This window comes from Hansschlegelia plantiphila, assembly GCF_027922265.1.
Lineage (GTDB): Bacteria > Pseudomonadota > Alphaproteobacteria > Rhizobiales > Methylopilaceae > Methylopila > Methylopila plantiphila.
Map to the genome: position 1 here is coordinate 58,861 of NZ_BSFI01000019.1, position 17,751 is coordinate 76,611.

The 17,751-nt window shown below is 67.7% G+C and carries 10 protein-coding genes and 1 pseudogene; 6 read left to right on the plus strand and 5 right to left on the minus strand.

Annotated features, from left to right (window positions below):
- Window positions 1-492 precede the first annotated feature (492 nt).
- The 4 genes from PKE75_RS13775 to PKE75_RS13790 all read left to right on the plus strand — a co-directional run bounded on the left by PKE75_RS13775 (window position 493) and on the right by PKE75_RS13790 (window position 10,524).
- Window positions 493-5,928, plus strand: coding sequence for a glutamate synthase-related protein (locus tag PKE75_RS13775; RefSeq protein WP_271169317.1), 5,436 nt, complete (start codon window positions 493-495; stop codon window positions 5,926-5,928).
- Window positions 5,929-6,002: 74 nt separating this feature from the next.
- Window positions 6,003-7,787 (plus strand): sulfite reductase subunit alpha, encoded by a 1,785-nt coding sequence (locus PKE75_RS13780; RefSeq protein WP_271169318.1) that lies wholly within the window; start codon window positions 6,003-6,005, stop codon window positions 7,785-7,787.
- Window positions 7,788-7,822: 35 nt separating this feature from the next.
- Complete coding sequence (locus PKE75_RS13785; protein WP_271169319.1) at window positions 7,823-8,779, plus strand: ChuX/HutX family heme-like substrate-binding protein; 957 nt, start codon at window positions 7,823-7,825, stop codon at window positions 8,777-8,779.
- Between the two features lie 833 nt (window positions 8,780-9,612).
- On the plus strand, window positions 9,613-10,524 hold the full coding sequence (locus PKE75_RS13790) for an energy transducer TonB family protein (RefSeq protein ID WP_271169320.1): 912 nt from the start codon (window positions 9,613-9,615) through the stop codon (window positions 10,522-10,524).
- 484 nt (window positions 10,525-11,008) lie between these two features.
- Here PKE75_RS13790 and PKE75_RS13795 read toward each other — a convergent pair whose 3' ends face one another.
- From PKE75_RS13795 to PKE75_RS13815, 5 genes are all read right to left on the minus strand, one after another.
- A complete protein-coding gene (locus PKE75_RS13795) occupies window positions 11,009-12,328 on the minus strand; it encodes an LLM class flavin-dependent oxidoreductase (protein ID WP_271169321.1) in 1,320 nt (439 codons plus the stop codon).
- Window positions 12,325-13,377: an LLM class flavin-dependent oxidoreductase gene (locus PKE75_RS13800; protein ID WP_271169322.1), complete on the minus strand. Its 1,053-nt coding sequence runs from the start codon at window positions 13,375-13,377 to the stop codon at window positions 12,325-12,327. Before PKE75_RS13800 ends, PKE75_RS13795 begins: the two co-directional genes overlap by 4 nt.
- The gene (locus tag PKE75_RS13805) at window positions 13,377-14,690 is read right to left on the minus strand and encodes an LLM class flavin-dependent oxidoreductase (RefSeq protein ID WP_271169323.1); all 1,314 of its coding nucleotides are present in this window, start codon (window positions 14,688-14,690) and stop codon (window positions 13,377-13,379) included. Before PKE75_RS13805 ends, PKE75_RS13800 begins: the two co-directional genes overlap by 1 nt.
- Window positions 14,691-14,762: 72 nt before the next feature.
- A complete protein-coding gene (locus PKE75_RS13810; protein WP_271169324.1) occupies window positions 14,763-15,068 on the minus strand; it encodes a hypothetical protein in 306 nt (101 codons plus the stop codon).
- Window positions 15,069-15,081: 13 nt separating this feature from the next.
- On the minus strand, window positions 15,082-16,602 hold the full coding sequence (locus PKE75_RS13815; protein WP_271169325.1) for a sodium:solute symporter family transporter: 1,521 nt from the start codon (window positions 16,600-16,602) through the stop codon (window positions 15,082-15,084).
- Window positions 16,603-17,109: 507 nt separating this feature from the next.
- Here PKE75_RS13815 and PKE75_RS13820 point away from each other — a divergent pair.
- Both PKE75_RS13820 and PKE75_RS13825 read left to right on the plus strand, forming a co-directional pair.
- Window positions 17,110-17,556 (plus strand): adenylyltransferase/cytidyltransferase family protein, encoded by a 447-nt coding sequence (locus PKE75_RS13820; protein ID WP_271169326.1) that lies wholly within the window; start codon window positions 17,110-17,112, stop codon window positions 17,554-17,556.
- Window positions 17,557-17,626: 70 nt separating this feature from the next.
- Window positions 17,627-17,751: pseudogene (locus PKE75_RS13825) on the plus strand (3-deoxy-8-phosphooctulonate synthase); the annotation flags it as partial.

The following is a 17,751-nucleotide window of genomic DNA, read 5'->3' on the forward strand; positions in this document are numbered from 1 at the left end:
TGCGCGACAGATTTACCTCGATGCAACAAGGAAGTATAATAATTTTATCAGATAAATTCAAATATAGTTATTATTGGAACAGAGAAAATGTAATTTATTTTTGTTATAATGAATGAACATATGATGGTTGGTTGCGGGATGTGGCCTGATGCAACTATCGCTTCATCGACGTTATTTGGCGGCGAAGTCTGTCGGCGTCGCTTCGCATTGTGTTTGCGATTGCCGGCAATGCGGCGCGCGTCCTCAGACGGGATGATCCCAGGGTCTGATATCGGATATTGCATTGTTCTAATTATTACCTTCAGGCCCGCCATTGAAAGGCAAGCCCAAGGGTAGTAATGCGCCACGAGGCGGCCATGATGAATTTCAAATCGTTCGAAAGAGCGCGGAGCCGTCAAGAAGATCTTCGAACGTCGCGCGAGCCGTCAGCACTTGTCCGCATCCCGACCCATTGGCCTCTACGAACCCGGCGATGAGCGCAGCAGCTGCGGCGTGGGCTTTATCACGCGCAAGGACGGGACCCAGTCGCATGACGTGCTGCGCAAGGCGCACGAGGCGCTGTGCGCCGTGCCTCATCGCGGCGGCATGTCGGCGGAGGGCGTGGGCGACGGCGCTGGCGTGTCGATCGACCTGTCGCTTCGGTTCTTCGCGCGGCTGACAGGCCGGGACGACCTCCAGCCCGGGCGCTTCGGCGTCGCCAACGCCTTCCTGCCATTCGAGCCGGCGCAGCACGAGCGGGCGGAGCGGATCGTCGCCGCAGCGCTCGCCGACGAGAGGATGGCGATCCTTCTCATGCGCGAGGTTCCGGTCGATCCCGGCGTGCTGCGACCGGCGGCGGCGCGCTGCCAGCTTCCCATCCGCCAGTGGGTGTTCGCGGCGCCGGAGGGCACGGCCGATCCCGCCGCCTTCGACCGCGCGATCCACCGCGCGCTGCTGGTCATCGAGGCGGACGCCTACGGCGACCCTGCGCTCGCTGGCTTCTATCCGCTGTCCTTCTCGGCGCGGACGCAGGTGCTGAAGGGACGGCTGAACTCCAATGAGGTTCTGCCCTATTTTCTGGACCTGACGGATCCGGATCACGCCGTCCATACCCTGTATTTTCACACCCGCTTCTCCACCAACACGGATCCGCGCGCCTCGATGGCGCAGCCGTTCCGGTTGATGGCCCACAACGGAGAACTCAACACCGACAAGAAGAACCGGCTGTCGGACGCCGCGATCGCCCGCGCCCGCAACGGCCGCATCGTGTCGCCGGAAGGCCAGTCGGATTCATGTCGACTCGACCAGACGCTGCAGAGCCGCGTGATGGAGGATGGGCTCGACCTCGTGACGGCCGTCGTCTCCATGATGCCGCCGGCCTGGGAGAACGACGGGACGCTATCGCCCGAGGTCCGGGCGATGCTCGAATACTTCTCCCTCTACGAGGAGAAGAATGACGGTCCGGCCGCCCTGATCTTCGGCGATGGCGAGATCGTGGGCGCCCGGCTCGACCGGCTCGGCCTGCGCCCGCTTCGCTCGGTCGAGACGGCGGAATATCTCTGCGTCATGTCGGAGGCCGGCCAGATCGGCTTCCCGGCCGATACGGTCATCCGCCGCGGCCGCATCGAGGCCGGGGGCATGCTGTACTGGGACCACCGTGAAAAGCGCGCCTATGCGACGCTCGAGGCGCTTGAGGCGCTCGCCGCCCGGCGGGACTACCGAACGCTGCTCGCTGACGCTCGCGTCACACTGGATTCCCTGCCGGACATCCCGGCCGAGAGCCAGGGATCGCCGCTGCGCTATCGCGGCGACCTGGAGCGGCATCAGCGCTACGTCGCTTATTCGCACAATCAGGAAAGCTTCAAGTTTCTGATGGACCCGATGCTGCAGACCGGGTCGGAGAAGGTCTCGGCCATGGGCTACGGCCTCGCGATCAACGCCCTGTCGGATCAGGAAGGCGGCGTCGCGAAGTACTTTTCCCAGCGCTTCGCTCAAGTGACCAATCCGCCGCTCGACAGCCTGCGGGAAGCGGACGGCATGACGCTGCGCGTCGCCCTCGGCGCGAAGCCCAACATCGGCGCGCCCTCTGCGCCGCAGATCGTCATCCGATCGCCGATCCTCACGCATCTTGAAATGCTGAAGCTCCGCGAGCAGACCGCGACGCCGGTCGAGCGGTTCGAGATCCTCTACCCACCCGCTCTGGACGACGGCGCGGCGAACGCGCGCGCCATCGAGGCGGCGATCGGAGACGTCTGCGACGCGGTCGAGGCCTTCGCCCGCGAGCGTGGCGGCGTCGCCGTCCTGACCGACCGCCACGTCGCGCGCGAACGCGCGGCGCTGCCGCTCATCATCGTGATATCCGCGGTCAACCAGCGGCTGATCGCCGAGGGTCTGCGGCTGCGCGTCTCGCTGATCGCCGAGAGCGGGCAGATCGCCTCGTCCCACCACGTCGCGACCGCGCTCGGCTTCGGCGCGTCGGCGGTCTATCCGCTCGGCGTGCAGTTCCGGGCGGAGGAGAAGTACGGCGCGGACGCCGACAAGGCTTTCAAGCGCTTCGCCAAGGCGGCGGAGAAGGCCCTGACGAAGACCATGGGCAAGGTCGGGCTCTGCACCGCAGAGAGCTATATCGGCGGCGAGTTCTTCGAGCCGAACTTCCTCGACACCAACGACCCGGCGCTGAAGCGCTGGTTCCCGAACGTTCGTACGCCGGTCGGCGGCGTCACCTTCGCGGTGATCGCGCAGGCCGCCGCCGACTGGCATGCGAAGGCGCTCGAAATCCGGGGCGAGGCGGACATACCGCTGCTTGGCCTGTTCAAGGAGCGCGCGGAAGGGGCCGGCCATTCCTTCGGCACGGCTGCGGTCCGCGGCTTCGTCGACATGACGGAGGAGCCGATCGCCTTCCAGGCCGACGACGGGCAGGAAGATCCCGAGTCGCTGCGGCTTCTGCCGATCACGCGCCTCCTCGACGCTTTCGGCCTGGACGACGAGGCCTACCGGCGCACCAGCTTCGAGCGGCGGACGCCGCCTGAGATTGACGCCTTCCGGATCACGCCGGGCTACCGCGCCTTCAGCCGCATGATGGCGGAGGAGCGCATGCGGCGGCCCGCCGCTCTCCGCGACGTGCTGGCGCTGCCGGCCGACGTGACCTTCCTGACGCGCGCCTCCGATTTCAGGCGCGAGATGGGCCGGTTCGCCCGCCACGGCAATGTCAGCTTCCTGGTGCGCGGCCTGACATCCGAGCGGGTCGGCGCGGACGAGTTCCGGCTCGATGTGACGGGCCCGCTCGGAGGCGATCCGGGCCGCCTCACAGCGCTCGGCCAGTCGCTGCTGCTTCGCTTCAAGCAGGACATTCTCGGCCATTGGCTGGAAGGCGGCCGGCTCGCGGTGCGGGTCAGCGGAGAGGCGCTCGCCTATCTATCGCTGGTCGGCGCCGCGCCCGAAAGCCTCCCAATCGAGGACGTTCAGGCCGCGCACGAGATCGCAGCAGCCCTCGCCTCCGGCGCCATGAGCCACGGCGCGCTGAACGCGCCGGCTCACGAAGCCGTCGCCCACGGCACGAACATGGTGGGCGGTCTCTCGAATTCCGGCGAAGGCGGCGAGCACATGTCGCGCTTCGGCACGATCCGCGCCTCACGCATCAAGCAGCTCGCCTCCGGTCGCTTCGGCGTCTGGGCAGGCTATCTCGCCGACCCGATGCTCGAGGAGCTGGAGATCAAAATCGGCCAGGGCGCGAAGCCCGGCGAAGGCGGCCAGTTGCCGGCTCAGAAGGTGACGGTCGAGATCGCCGCGGCCCGCGGCGGCACGCCGGGCGTCGAGCTGGTCTCGCCGCCGCCTCACCACGACACCTACTCGATCGAGGACCTCGCCCAGCTCATCCACGATTGCAAGGCGGCGCGCGTGCGGGTGATCGTGAAGCTCGTCTCCTCCGAGGGCGTCGGGGTCATTGCGGTCGGCGTCGCCAAGGCCGGCGCGGATGTGATCAACATCGCAGGCTCAACGGGCGGAACCGGCGCAGCGGCGGTCACGAGCCTCAAATACACCGGCCGTTCGGCCGAGATCGGCGTCGCGGAAGTGCATCAGGCGCTCTGCGCCAACGGCCTGCGCCAGAAGGTGACGCTGCGGTGCTCGGGGGCGCATCAGACGGCGAGCGACGTCGTGAAGTCAGCGCTGCTTGGCGGCGATTCGTTTGAATTCGGCACCACCGCGTTGATGATGCTGAAATGCGTGATGGCCAAGAACTGCAACGTAAAGTGCCCGGCCGGCCTCACCACCAATTCGGAGCTGTTCGACGGCGATCCACGGGCGCTCGCGCAATATCTGATGAACGTCGCGCACGAGACCCGCGAGATCCTCGCTGCGCTCGGCCTCAGATCGCTCCGCGACGCCCGCGGACGATCCGACATGCTTCACCTGCTCGATCATCCCGCAAGCGTCGGCCGATTGGATTTGCGCGCCATGCTGACCGTGGCGGAGGAGGTGATGGTCGAGGCCCCGATCTACATGGAGGCCGAGTACGAGCTTGACGAGGCGTGGAGCGCGGCCGTCGAGACGGCGCTGATCGGCGAAGCCCGCGCGGAGATTGTGCTCGAGGCCGGTCGGCGGGTGGGCAACCGCGACAAGAGCCTGGGCGCGCGGCTCGCGATCGACATCGAGCGGCGGCTCAACCACACGCTGCCGGCGGAGTTCGCGCGCAGCCTGCCGTCTTTGTTCGAGGACGATCGCGGGCGGCGTTTTTTCAAGCCGGGCGCCATCACGATCTCGACCTACGGATCGGCCGGCCAGTCCTACGGCGCCTTCTGCAACGACGGCATGGCGTTGCGTCACGAAGGCGTCTGCAATGACGGCGTCGGCAAGGGCGCCTGCGGCGGCGTGATCGCCATCCGTAGCCCCGGCGGCGGCTCGGACGAGGCCGGCGGCAACGTGCTGGTCGGCAACTTCGCGATGTTCGGCGCGACCGGGGGCCGAACCTTCATCGAGGGCCAGGCCGGCGACCGCTTCGCCGTGCGGAACTCCGGCGCGACGGCGGTGGTCGAGGGCGTCGGCGACTTCGCCTGCGAGTACATGACCAACGGAGCGGTGCTGAACCTCGGAGCCTTCGGCAAGGGCTTCGGCAACGGCATGAGCGGCGGCTTCGTCTACCAGTACGACCCCTACGGCGACCTTCCGGCCAAGGCGAGCCACGATTCGATCCTGCTGTTCCCCGTCACGGGAGGCGAAGACGCCGCGTTTCACGCCGACGCCGTGCTTCAGCTCCTCGAATGGCACCGCGAAGAGACCGGCTCGGCCAAAGCCGCCTGGTTGATCGAGAACTGGGAGACCGAACGGCACAACTTCGTCTACGGCCTGCCGATCGCGCTGCTGCAGTACCAGGACTACGAAGCGATCCTGAAGGCGAAGACGCGCAAGGACCTGCTGGAGGAGCTAGGCGTCGCGGTGGCGGGCTGGCAGGTGCGCAAGTTCAAGCTGGCCTACCGCGACCGGCGTCCGGTTCTCGGCGGCCTCGCGCCGGCTGAAGGGGAGGGCGGCGCGCAAGCGGGCCTGGTCCTGCTGAACAACTACGCCGTGCTCGCCATGGCCCAGCAACTGGCGCTGGCGCGACTGCCGGGCGTGTCGGACCTGGGCCATCCTGCGGTGGCCTCCGCCGTCCGCAAGCTGCTGCTGACCGAGGATTTCGCGCTGATGCAGAAGCTTCTGCGCCACGCGCGGGAGGCGCTCGGATCTTATGGCGACGAGGAGCTTGCGGCGCTGGTCGCCGACAAGCGGCTCTCGGACTACAAGGCCGCGCTCGCGCAGCGCAACGTGCTCTCGATGGACAGCCCCGGCGTCTACGGCTGGATCCTCCGCCAGAGCGCGAAGAACCGCGCCGCGCTCGGCCGCCTGCCGAGCTACGAGGAGCTGTTCGCCCGAGCCTCGTTGCGCGACGTCGCCGCCTTCGCGAGCCGGCCATGATCGCGACCGCCGGCCGAGTTCGAAAACCGGGCGCGCCGACCGCCGTCGCTTATCCCGCCTCTCGAGTTTCTGACATGACCGCGCCCTACATCCCCGACGACGCGCCGTTCAGCGGCGAGCAGCGCGTCTGGCTCGCAGGTTTCCTCGCGGGCCTTCATTCGCGCCTGCTGGACGCGAGCCCGGTCGCGCAGGCGGCCGCCGGCGCGGCGGCCGCGAAGGCTCCGCTCCACATTCTCTTCGGCACGCAGACCGGCAACGCCGAAGCTGTGGCGAACGACGCCGCCGCAAAGGCCCGCGTCCTCGGCTTTGAGCCCAAGGTGCTCGGGCTCGACGACATCGAGATCGAGACCTTCGCCGCCCTGGAGCGGGTGGTCGTCGTGGTCTCGACCTACGGCGAAGGCGAAATGCCGGACAACGCGCATCTGTTCTGGAAGGCGCTCGGCGCCGAGACCATGCCGCGGCTCGAGGCCATGTCGTTCGCGGTGCTGGCGCTAGGAGACACCGGCTATGACGGTTTCTGCCAGGCCGGCAAGCTGATCGACACGCGGCTGGAGCAGCTCGGCGCCAAACGCGTCGCCGCGCGGGTCGACTGCGACGTCGACTACGAGACGTCGGCCGCGGCCTGGATCGACGCCGCCCTGCCCAAGCTGCCGCAGGTCAACGGCGTCGCGCCTGCCGCGCCTGCCGCGCCTGCCGCGCCTGCCGTGGCTCACGCGGCGTCGCCCGAGCGGGCGGCCAAGGCGGAGTGGAGCCGGCGCAATCCCTATCCCGCGACCCTGACCACGAACCGGCGTCTGTCCGCGGCGGCCTCGGCGAAGGACATCCGCCATCTCGAGTTCGCTCTCGGCGACAGCGGCCTGACCTACGAGGCGGGCGACGCGCTGGGCGTCGTTCCGGTCAACGACCCGGCGCTCGTCACCGCGCTGCTCGCCCGACTGGGGCTCAGCGCCGACGCGCGCGTGCCCGGCCGCGACCGGCCGCTCGGGGAGCTGCTGTCGCAGGCGCTTGAGATCCGTACGCCGTCACGCGATCTCGTCGCAGCGATCGAGGCGCGCGCCGGCGACGACGCGCTGACCCACGTGGTGCGGCACGGCGACAAGGAAGCGCTCGACGCCTTCCTCTGGGGCAGGGACGCGCTCGACCTGCTCGACCTCAACCCGGCGGTCGGCTTCGACGCCGAAGCCTTCGTCGCCTTGCTGCGGCCCCTGCAGCACCGGGCCTACTCGATCTCGTCGAGCCCGCTGGTCCATCCCGGCCAGGTCCACCTCACCGTCGCGGCGGTGCGCTGGCGCGCCGAGCATCGCGAGCATGGCGGCGTCTGCTCCACCTTCATGGCGGACCGGGTGGGTGAAAGCGGCGCAGCCGGCGTGTTCGTTTCGCCGAACAAGGCGTTTCGGCCGCCGGCGGACCCTTCCGTTCCAATGATCATGATCGGGCCGGGCACGGGAATCGCGCCGTTCCGCGCCTTCCTCCAGCAACGGCAGGCCACGGGCGCGTCCGGCCGCAACTGGCTGTTCTTCGGTGACCAGCACCGCGCCCACGACTTCTCCTATGAGGACGAACTCGGCGCGATGAGCCGCAGCGGCCTGCTGACGCGGCTCGACCTCGCCTTCTCCCGCGACCAGACAGAGAAAATCTATGTCCAGCATCGCATGCGTGAGAACGGGCGGGATCTGTTCGCATGGCTGGAGGAGGGCGCGTCTGTCTACGTCTGCGGCGACGCCGGCCGCATGGCAAAGGACGTCGAAGACGCGCTGCACGATGTGGTGAGCCGCCACGGCGCGCTCTCGGCCGAAGCCGCCGCCGATTATGTCGACGACCTCCGCAAGGCCAAACGCTACCTGCGTGACGTCTATTGAGCCGGCCGGATCCGCGGGCGGGAGATCGGCGCGCCATGCCCCGGAACTGCCGCTGCGGCTGCTGCCCATGCAGGCCGACAAGCGCGCTAGCGGCACTGCTCGCCGAGCCGGGTCTTGCCTCGACTGCGATCGCCGCGCCGATCGGGCGCATCGCGCGCGACCTCGCCGATATGGACGGCGTGGTCTCGGTGACCGGGAACGTCGCGGCGGTGATGACCGAGATCGGTCGCTTTCCGTGTCCAACCTATGCAGGCGAGCGTCCCGCTCCGGCGATCACAGGCGCGACGTTGCGCGCGCGCTCGACCTTTGGCGCATCTGCGCTCGCCGTCGATCGACCGGCTCACGGCCGCGGGCCCGCCTCGCTGCAGTTCTTCGGCGCGGATGGTTCGGCCGTCCATAAGGCTTTCCTCGCCTCGCTCGCCGACGATTACGCCTTCGCGGAACTGACCAACCTCTGGAGCGCGGCGCCGCCGGCGATGTCCGAGGCCTGCCGCGCTGCGGCCACGCCGGCCGATCCGCGGCTATGGCGCGTCCGCGACCTCGCTTTTCACCTCGACAGCCTGTTCGGCGACGGCGGCCTGCGCCGCCGCGCGGCTCTACCGGGCTGGGGCGACGATTACGCCTGGCGGATCAAGCCGGAGCTCGCGATCGACCTTTTCGGGCTGCTGACGGAAATCCGCGCGCCGGTGCTGACGATCGTCGCAAACGACGCTTTCGCCCAGACGCATGGCGGTCCCTTCGACGGCATGCGCCGGGCGGACGACAGAGTGTGGTTGTCGGCGGGCGACTGCACGGTGTCGCTCAACTTCTCGGCGGTCGAGGAAGTCTGGGTGACGCGCTTTGACGTAGGCGGACGGCCGGGCCTCATGGTCGAGCTGTACGACTGGGGCTTTCAGTGTGTTGCGCAGATCACCGAGATCGGGGCGGACCCGCGCCTGATCAGCTTCTGGCGCCGCCAGATCGAGCAGTTGCCGAGGCTCGCCCGCACCTAAGCATGTGGCTCTGTCGCAGGCGGCGGCGCTCCTCGCCCCGCCGTCCTTCCTCGCGCGCCGGCTGGAGATACTGCCGCTTCGCGAGGTCGCCGCCCACGAACGGGGATCGGCATGGCGCGGGCCCGGCTCGCGAACATCCACTGCCGGCGGCGCTCTCGTTGGTGGTCGGCCCCCTCTCCATCATCGGCCTGATGGGGCCGCACGTCGCTCACCTCGCCGGCTTCCAGGCCCCCCATGCCCCGACTCGCGGCCCCCGCAGCCATCGGCGCGCTGATCATGGCCGCCGACTGGCTCGGCCCGTGCCATCCTGTTCCCGTGCCTGCCCCCGCAGGCCTGCTGCCGACCGCAATCGGAGACCCATACCTCGTCTGGCCCATCCGATGGGGAAGAGCGCGAGCCGGGATTCGCGCCCACGGTATAAATTTTTGTGAAAGAGGCCGCCGCCATTCGTCTATTCAACGAGGAGTCTACGCCGGCTCCGGATGAAGCGGAGCGATGGCATTGAGCGAAGACAGCCTTGCGGGCGGCGCGGCGCGGCCGTTCGGGCCGTTCGCGACAGCCATGGGCGCGCTGAGCGGCCTCGCACGGGGCGGCTCTCGGCTTCGCTGCGGGAGCGGTCGCAACCTTCGGCTTCGGCCTCCCGGTCGTCTTCACAGGTCTGGCGATCTCCAGCGCGGTGGGCGCAGCTGTCGTCGCGTGCCTCGTCTTCGGTTTTATGCCGGCGCTCCGTGCGGTGCGCGTTGAGAGATCGCAGCGCCCTCCTCGTTCGGCGGAAGCGATACTCGGTATGCAGGATCGCGGGCGGCAGGGGCGTGGAGGCGAGCCATGCGCCCATGGAACGACAGGAAGCCGCCGTGCGCGGCCCGCCGGCCTGGATGAGCATGTCCGTTCGGGGCTTTGACGGGCGGTCGCGCCGTGGCGAGGTCGCGCTGTGGGCGGGAGCGTGCGTCGTCGCGCTCGCAGCCCATATCGGACTCGTGACGTGGGCGCTGCGGCGGCCGCCCGCGACTATTGTCGATTCGCCGCCGCTGGCGATCATGATGGAGCTTTCGTCTACGCCGGAGGCGGTCGAGACCGAGGAGACGAACGAGGCTCAAGATGCGACGGTGTCGGAGAACGTCGAGAGCAAGACCGTCGAGCCCGTGAGGGATCCGGTCGAGGAGGAGACCCCCGAGGAAACAAACTCCGAGCCCGCGATGGATGCCGCTGAAGAGCCTTCCGAGGAGTCGATCGACGAGGCCGTTCCCGTCGAGGAGCGGTTGATCCCGCAACCCAAGGCGGAGGCTCCTGCCGTGCTCGTCCATCCGAAGCCGTCCGACAGGAAGAAGGCTGAGAAGACCGTCGGAAAGTCCGCGAGGCGCAAGTCGGCGCCCCAGTCCCGCCAGGCCGACCAAGCTCAGGCCCAGGTGGAGGTTTCCACCCGGACGGCGGCCAGCGCTTCGTCGAGCAGCTCCGGCGCGTCCGTTTCGCCGGCCCAATGGCAGTCGCGGCTGATGTCGCATTTGGAGCGTCGCAAGAAGTATCCGTCCGGCGCCCGTTCGCGCGGTGAGGCTGGAATCGCATATGTCCGTTTCCGCATCGACGATTCCGGCAACGTGGTGTCCGCTTCCCTGGCGCGCTCCTCGGGTTTTCCCGAGCTCGACGCCGAGGTCGTCGATCTTGCTCGGCGGGCCTCGCCAGTCCCGCCGCCGCCGCCGGGCGTCAATAAGACCGTTACGGCGCCGGTGCGTTTCAGCGTGAGATGACGGCCGCCTAATGAGGGCCCCGACGCTCCAAACGAAAGAAGATCTCGCTGTGGTGGCTGAGATAGACAAGCAGGTTGGTGTCCGCGTGCCTCAATTCGGATGACTCAGGTACCCGTCGCGGCGCCATCCTCTCCCTGACCGACTGCCGGCCTCGTCGCCTCTCTGCTTGGCGGCCGCTTTCTGCTCTGACCGCTGCGCAGGCGCAATGAGCCATCAAGACGTTGGCGCGGTCGCCTCGGGCTCACGGCCCGAGCGCTCCGTGCCGGCGTCGGGGGGTTATGAAGAGCAGCCGGACCGGGCGGATGGCGCGTTGGTAGGCGGCGGAGAAACGCACTGAGGGCGACGCAAGTCGACCCTCATCTGCGACCGTCCCACGGCAGCTGAATGGGAACGTGATAATGTCCCTGAATCATCCGCGATAGCGTCTCTCCACTGCGGAAGGACGGCGTCCAGAACCCGCACCTTTGACGTCGGTGCGCGCTCTTTATCGCTCCAGCAGGTTCTCCCGCAGCGTTCGGCCCGCATAGGCCGTGCGCAGACGTCCCCTGCGCTGAAGCTCGGGCGAGACCAGATCGGCGAATTCCTCGAAACAGCCCGGCGTGTAGGTGGCCGCGAGCATGAACCCGTCGGCGCCGCCCTCGTCCATGTAATGCTCGATCTGGTCGGCGATGTCGGCGGCGGTTCCGACCGCGACCGGCATGCCCATGCCCTGCGCGTAGATGAGCGCGGCCTCCTTCACGGTCACCGGCGCGCCGCCCTTGGCGTAGATGATCGAGTCGAACAGGCCCTGGATGCCGGGGATCTCGATGTTCTGGACGATGTCGTCCATGGCGAACTTCGAGAAGTCGAGCCCGAAATGTCCCGAGATCCAGGCGATCGCGCCCTCGAGCGGGATGCAGGCCCTGATGCGCTCATACTTCTCCTGCGCCTCCGACCTTGTCTCGGCCACGACCGTCTGCAGGCCGTAGATCAGCTTCACCGAGCCGGGCGCGCGGTTGAACTTGCCCGTCGTGCGCTCGCCGAGATCGTCGGCGTACTGCTTCATCCGTTCGATGTTCGGGTGCACGGCGAAGATCGCCTCGGCGTGCTTGGCGGCGAAATCGCGGCCCTGGCCGGAGGAGCCCGCCTGCCATAGGACCGGATGACCCTGCGGCGAGGGCGCGACGAAGTGCCGGCCGCGGCACTTGTAGAATTGTCCCTCGTGAACGACCTCGTGGACCTTCGCAGGATCGGCGTATATCCCGCTCGCCTTGTCGGCGACGATCGCGTCGGGCTCCCAGGAGTTCCAGAGCTTGTAGCAGACCTCCATGTACTCTTCGAGGCGCGCGTAGCGCTGCGAGCGGTCGGTCATCTCGGCGCCATACGCGTCCCACTCGCTCTTCGAGTAGGACGACACGATGTTCCAGGCGACACGCCCGTCGGAGAGATGGTCGAGGCTCGAGAGTCGGCGGCACATCGAATAGGGATGCTCGAAGGCGGTCGACAGCGTCACGCCGACGCCGAGATGGGTCGTCGCGCCGGTGATGATCGGGACGATCGTGGAAGGCTCGTGGGTCGGGCACTGGACAGCCCACTTCACCGTGGCGTCAGATGAATCCTGGAAGGTGTTGTAGGGCGCGAGCTCGTCGGCGATGAACATCGCGTCGAAAAGGCCGCGCTCCATGGTCCGCGCCATGTGCCGCCAGTATTCCGGCCGCGCGTAGTCCCAGCCGATCTTGTCCTTCGTGTTCCGCCACATGCCGGTGGCGTGGCTGTTCACGCCGTGCTGCACGAAGCCGAGCAGGTGCGCTTTCTTCTTGGTCATTGAACGAAGTCCTCGATAGACGCGGCGCCGGAGGCGGGCCGGTCCGAGCGGGCGAGCGGAGCGACGACCTCGCGCGCGAAGCGGCGGACGTCGTCCGCCATTGACGGGAACTGGCAGACGACGGCGTCGACGCCTGCCTGCGCATAGGTTGCGAGGCGTCGCCGGATTGTGTCCGGGGAGCCGACGAGAGCGGTCGCGAAGCCGCCATTGGCGTCGAGCAGCTCGGCGTCGGACAGATGGCTCCAGGTGTCGGCGCCCGAGGCCGCGATCACTTCGCGATAATAGGCGATCAGTTCGGGCCGCGCGCGGGCGAGAAGGTCGGCCCGCGCCGCCTCGGCGGCCTGATCGGTCTCTGCGAGGACGACGAAGGCGTTCATCGCGATGCGGGGCGCCCGGTCAGGGGAGAGGCCGCGCAGGCGCTCGCGCAGCGCCGCGACGTCCCCCGGCGCCATGCCGTTGATGAAGAGCGTCTCGGCGCGGTGTCCAGCCAGCGTGAGCGCCGCGTCCGAATGGCCGCTCACCCAGATCGGCGGACGGCGCCCGCCGTGCAGCGCGCGGCGCGGCCGCTCGCCGGCGCCGCCCCAATAGGCTTCGAGCGCCGCGAGATACCGCGTCGCGTGGTCGTATTTCTCGTCGTGCCCCTCCCAGGGCAAGCCGGCCTCCGCGAATTCGTCGCGCTGCCAGCCGCAGACGAGATTCGCCTCGATGCGGCCGCGCGCGATCTTGTCGACGGTCGCGATCATCTGCGCCGCCGCGACGGCGGGGCGGAAGGAAGGCTTCAGCGCTCCGACGAGGCCGATGCGCTCGGTCGCCGAGGCGAGGCCGGCGAGCGTCGTCCAGACATCCAGCACGTCGTGGCGGGGGCCGTGAATGCAGTTGAGGAAGTTCTCGGAGGCGTAGACGAATTCGAAGCCACCCTGCTCGGCCTCGATCGCGACGTCCCGGCACTCCGCGAAGCTCGGCTCGGTCTCGAAGCCGCGCGCGCGGAGCCAGCCGCCATAGACCGGCAGCCAGGCGCCGAAGCTCAGCTTGGGGGCGAGATCGGTCATCAGTCCTGCAGCAGGTTATCGCGCAGCGTCCGGCCCGCGTAAGCCGTGCGCAGCCGGCCGCGGCGCTGCATCTCCGGTGAGACCAGATCGGCGAACTCCTCGAAGCAGCCGGGCGTGTAGGTCGCAAGCAGCATGAAGCCGTCGGCCCCGCCCTCGTCCATGAAGGTCTCGAGCTGGTCGACGATATCGGTCGCGGTTCCGACCAGCGCCGGCATAGCGAAGCGGCTCGAATAGGTCTCCGCCGCCTCACGCAGCGTCACCTCCTCGCCTGCGCCGGACCGGACGAGCGCGTCCTTCACGCCCTGGATGCCCGGCGCCGCGACGTCGTCGAGCAGGGCTTCAGGATCATGGAGCGAGAAGTCCACGCTGAGCTGGCCCGACAGCATCGCCATCGAGCCCTCGGGCGGCATGAGCGATCGGATGAAGGCGTATTTGTCCTCGGCCTCGGACCGCGTCTCGGCCACGATCGGCTGCACGCCGTAGATCAGCTTCACGCTGTTCTCCGGCCGGCCGAAGCGGTCGACCACCCGGCGGCTGAGATCCTCTGAATAGGCCTTCATGCCCGCGATGTCGGGATGGATGGCGAAGATCGCCTCTGCGTGCTTCGCCGCGAAGTCACGGCCGCGATCCGACGAGCCGGCCTGCCACAGCACAGGATGGCCCTGCGGCGAGGGCGCGACGAAGTGGCGGCCGTGGCAGCGGAAGAACTCCCCGTCGTGGACGATCTCACGGACCTTCGTCGGGTCGGCGTAGATCCCGCTCCCCCTGTCCGCGACGATCGCGTCCGGCTCCCACGAGTCCCAGAGCGTCTTGCACAGCTCGACATATTCCTCGATCCGGTCGTACCGGCGCGAGCGGTCGTCCATCGGCGCGCCATAGGCGTCCCATTCGCTCTTCGAGTAGGAGCCGACGATGTTCCAGGCGATCCTGCCGCCGGAAAGGTGATCGAGGCTCGAGAGCCGGCGGCACATCGAATAGGGATGCTCGAAGGCGGTCGACAGCGTCACGCCGACGCCGAGATGGGTCGTCGCGCCCGTGACGATCGGCGCGATCGTCGAGGGCTCGTGAGTCGGGCACTGCACCGCCCACTTCACCGTGGCGTCGGAGGAGTTGCGGTAGCTGTTGTAGGGCGCGAGCTCGTCGGCGATGAACATCGCGTCGAAGAACCCGCGCTCCATGGTTCGCGCCATGTGCTCCCAATAAGGGGGCCGCGCGAAGCTCCAGCCGACCTTGTCCTTCGGGTGCCGCCACATCCCGGTCGCGTGGCTGTTCACTCCATGCTGGATGAAGCCGAGGAGATGAGCCTTCTTCATGTCTTCGAAAACGCCGTCGAACTCGTGAAAAAGGGCCGGGCGCCGCTCATCGGGGCGCCCGGATGACGCCGCTCAGACCTTGGAGGCCGGCGTCTTTTCGATGAAGAACGCGACGCCGACGCCGAGCGTGGTCACGAGGCACAGGAAGGGACCTGCGTAGACCCAGGCGCTCGAAAAGCCGATCGCCGTGATGATGACGATCGAGGCCAGCAGGGCGAAGGCGATGCCGCCCCAATGGCCGTGCTGCGGAACGGGCGGCTCCCGCTCCTCGAGGCGGTATTCGCCGAAGGCGTTGCGAACGCCGCGGACATAACCCGCCGCGAACACCGCCGTGGCGATGATCGAGCCGAGCACGATGACGAGCGTGACGGTGGACATGGGGATCTTCCTCTCAGCTCTGCGCCGCCGCGGCGAGAGGCGCGTCGTCGTCCGCTCTCTCGTCCAGGGCGACGGCCGTGTGCAGGCGGTCGTAATCGAAGCGCGTGGGCTTCAGCAGGGCGCCGACGACCACGGTGATGCCGCTGATGCCGACGATGCTGAGCGTGCCGATCAGGTCGCCGTAGAAGTGCCGGATCGGCATCCCGACCAGGATCGCCAGCACGATGCCGCCGACGAAGCCGATCGTGTTGGTGCGTGGCCAGAGGATGGCGAGGATCAGAGGCAGCAGGATCGAGGTCTTGAGCGCATAGGTGGTCAGAACCAGCGTGGTGAAGTCGACGCCGGAGAGCACGATGGCGAGCGCGATCACGCCGCCGATCAGGCTCGAGAGTTTGGTGAGGACGAACAGGCGACGCTCCGCGATGGACGGCGCGACGCGCTTGACGATGTCGATGGCGACGATCGAGGAGAGCGCCGAGCTGGCGCCGTCGATCGTCGAGTAGCAGGCCGCCAGAACCATCAGCACGTAGGCGACGACCACCAGGAACGGCAGGCCGAGATGTGAGATCAGATAGGGGCCGATGGCCGCGGAGTCGCCGCCGATGTCCGACACGGTCAGGCCGTAGGCGATGCCGATGAAGCCGAGGACGCCGAGCGCGATCGGGATCGGGTAGAACAGCGCGCCGGCCCAGAGGAAGGTGCGGTTCACATATTCGGCCTTGATGGACCACGCCTTCTGCCAGAACGTCTGGTCGGCGATGGCGGCCGCAAAGATGCCGAAGGCCAGCGTGATGCCGAAGCCGGCCGCCGCCTCCGGCCGGAGCACGGATAGGTATTCCGGGTTCGCCTCCCCGACGCGCTGCATGACCGCGGGCGCGCCGCCCGGAACGGCGTCGAACGCGAGCGAGACGATGATCGCCGCGGGGACGGTGATCATCAGCAGGTTGATGGTCGCCGTCATCACGCTGGTCCAGAGACCGCCGAAATAGGAATAGATCAGGACGGACACGAGACCGACCGCGGCCGCATAGGACCAGTTGAGGCCGAACACGGTCGACATGACGACCGATGCCCCCTTCAGGTTGATCAGGATCTCCAGGATGATGCCGAAGATCATGGTGACCGTGACGATCGAGGTCGCGACGCCCGACTGATTGAACCGGCTCTTGGTGAACTCGGAGATCGTGTAGCCATTCGGCATCTTGCGCCGCAGGACGCGCGTGAACGGGATCAGCAGCATCACGGCGAGGCCGTTCGGCGCGACGAACCAGAACAGGCCGGAGAGCCCCCATTCGAAGGTCATGGCGGAGGTCATCATGACCGCCATGGACCAGGTCCAGACCGAGATCACCGATCCGACGCCGAAGCCGAAGCCGATCTTGCGGTTCGAGATGATGAAGTCGTGCGTGTTGTGAACGAGCGCGCGCTTGACGACGATCGCCAGCAGGAGCGTCGCGAGCCCCAGCCCCACCATGAGCGAATATCCGAGCGCCGGGGTGAGCCCGGGCGTCAGTGTCAGCGTGGTCTTATCCATACGAGATGCCCCGATTCATCCGACCGGCCGAGCCGGTCCACAAGCGCACAAGGGCCACAGGCCGACTGCCGCGAAGATCTGAAAACTGTCGATCGCCACTGATCGACACGTCCGGCCACCGAACATTGCACCGTGGTGCAGCACGACGGCGTGGCGGCACATCTCTCTATCATTTTTATATACTAAGCAACAAAGCGTGCGCCGGACGCTTTGGTGATTTGCGTTAGACTGACCGTCTAATCCAAGTCGCAAACGCGAATTCCGGCTCTCGGAGAGCAGCCGTGCGTCGGTTCGCCGCGCCGTGAGCCACGACATCCCCACCACGTCGGGCGTCGCGGTCGCTTTAGGGGCGCGAGCGGATTCCCGGAAGTGCGCGAACTGAGGTCTGCCCCCTTCGGGACAGGATCGGATAGCCTCGGCGCCCGGGCGGCGCCGTCACGCGACTGTCAGATAGGGCTCTTACGATAGCCCGAGACATACGTCCCCGCCACGCCTGCCGGAGCGGTTTTGACCAGGGCGATCACCTACGGCACCTTCGACCTGCTCGGCGCCGCCCATCTTGATTTTCTGGAGCGGGCGGCCGCGCTCGGGGACGAGCTCTATGTCGGGGTCTCGACCGACGCGTTCAGCCGGCTCAAGGGCGATCGCTGTTTCTTCACGTTCGAGGCCCGCATCAGGCTCGTCTCCGCGCTGCGCTGCGTCACCGGCGTGTTTCCTGAGCATTGCTGGGAGCAGAAGCGGAACGACATCTGGCTTCTTGGCGCGGACGTCATCTGCGCAGAGGGCGAGTGGACGGGCGCGCTCGACTTCCTGCGTCCATGGTGCCGCGTGGTCCATCTGCCGCGGGCGGACGGCGATCGGAGGCTTGGCGCCGCCCGCGCCGTCTGCGGCCCGCCTGAGATGACGTCCCGGGGCTCATCGCCGCCCGCGCAAGCTCGTGGCTCGCGTCCATGACGGGTTCGTCATGCGTCCGATGCCGCGCGTCGCCCATCTCATGTCCCGCGTAGCCGGAGAACCGACCCTCATGAACGCCCATGTCCAGAACCGTCCCGACGCGGTGGTTGAGGTCGGCTCCGTCCGGATCGGCAATGCGCTGCCGCTTTCACTGATCGCGGGCCCCTGTCAGCTCGAGAGCCGGGCGCATGCGCT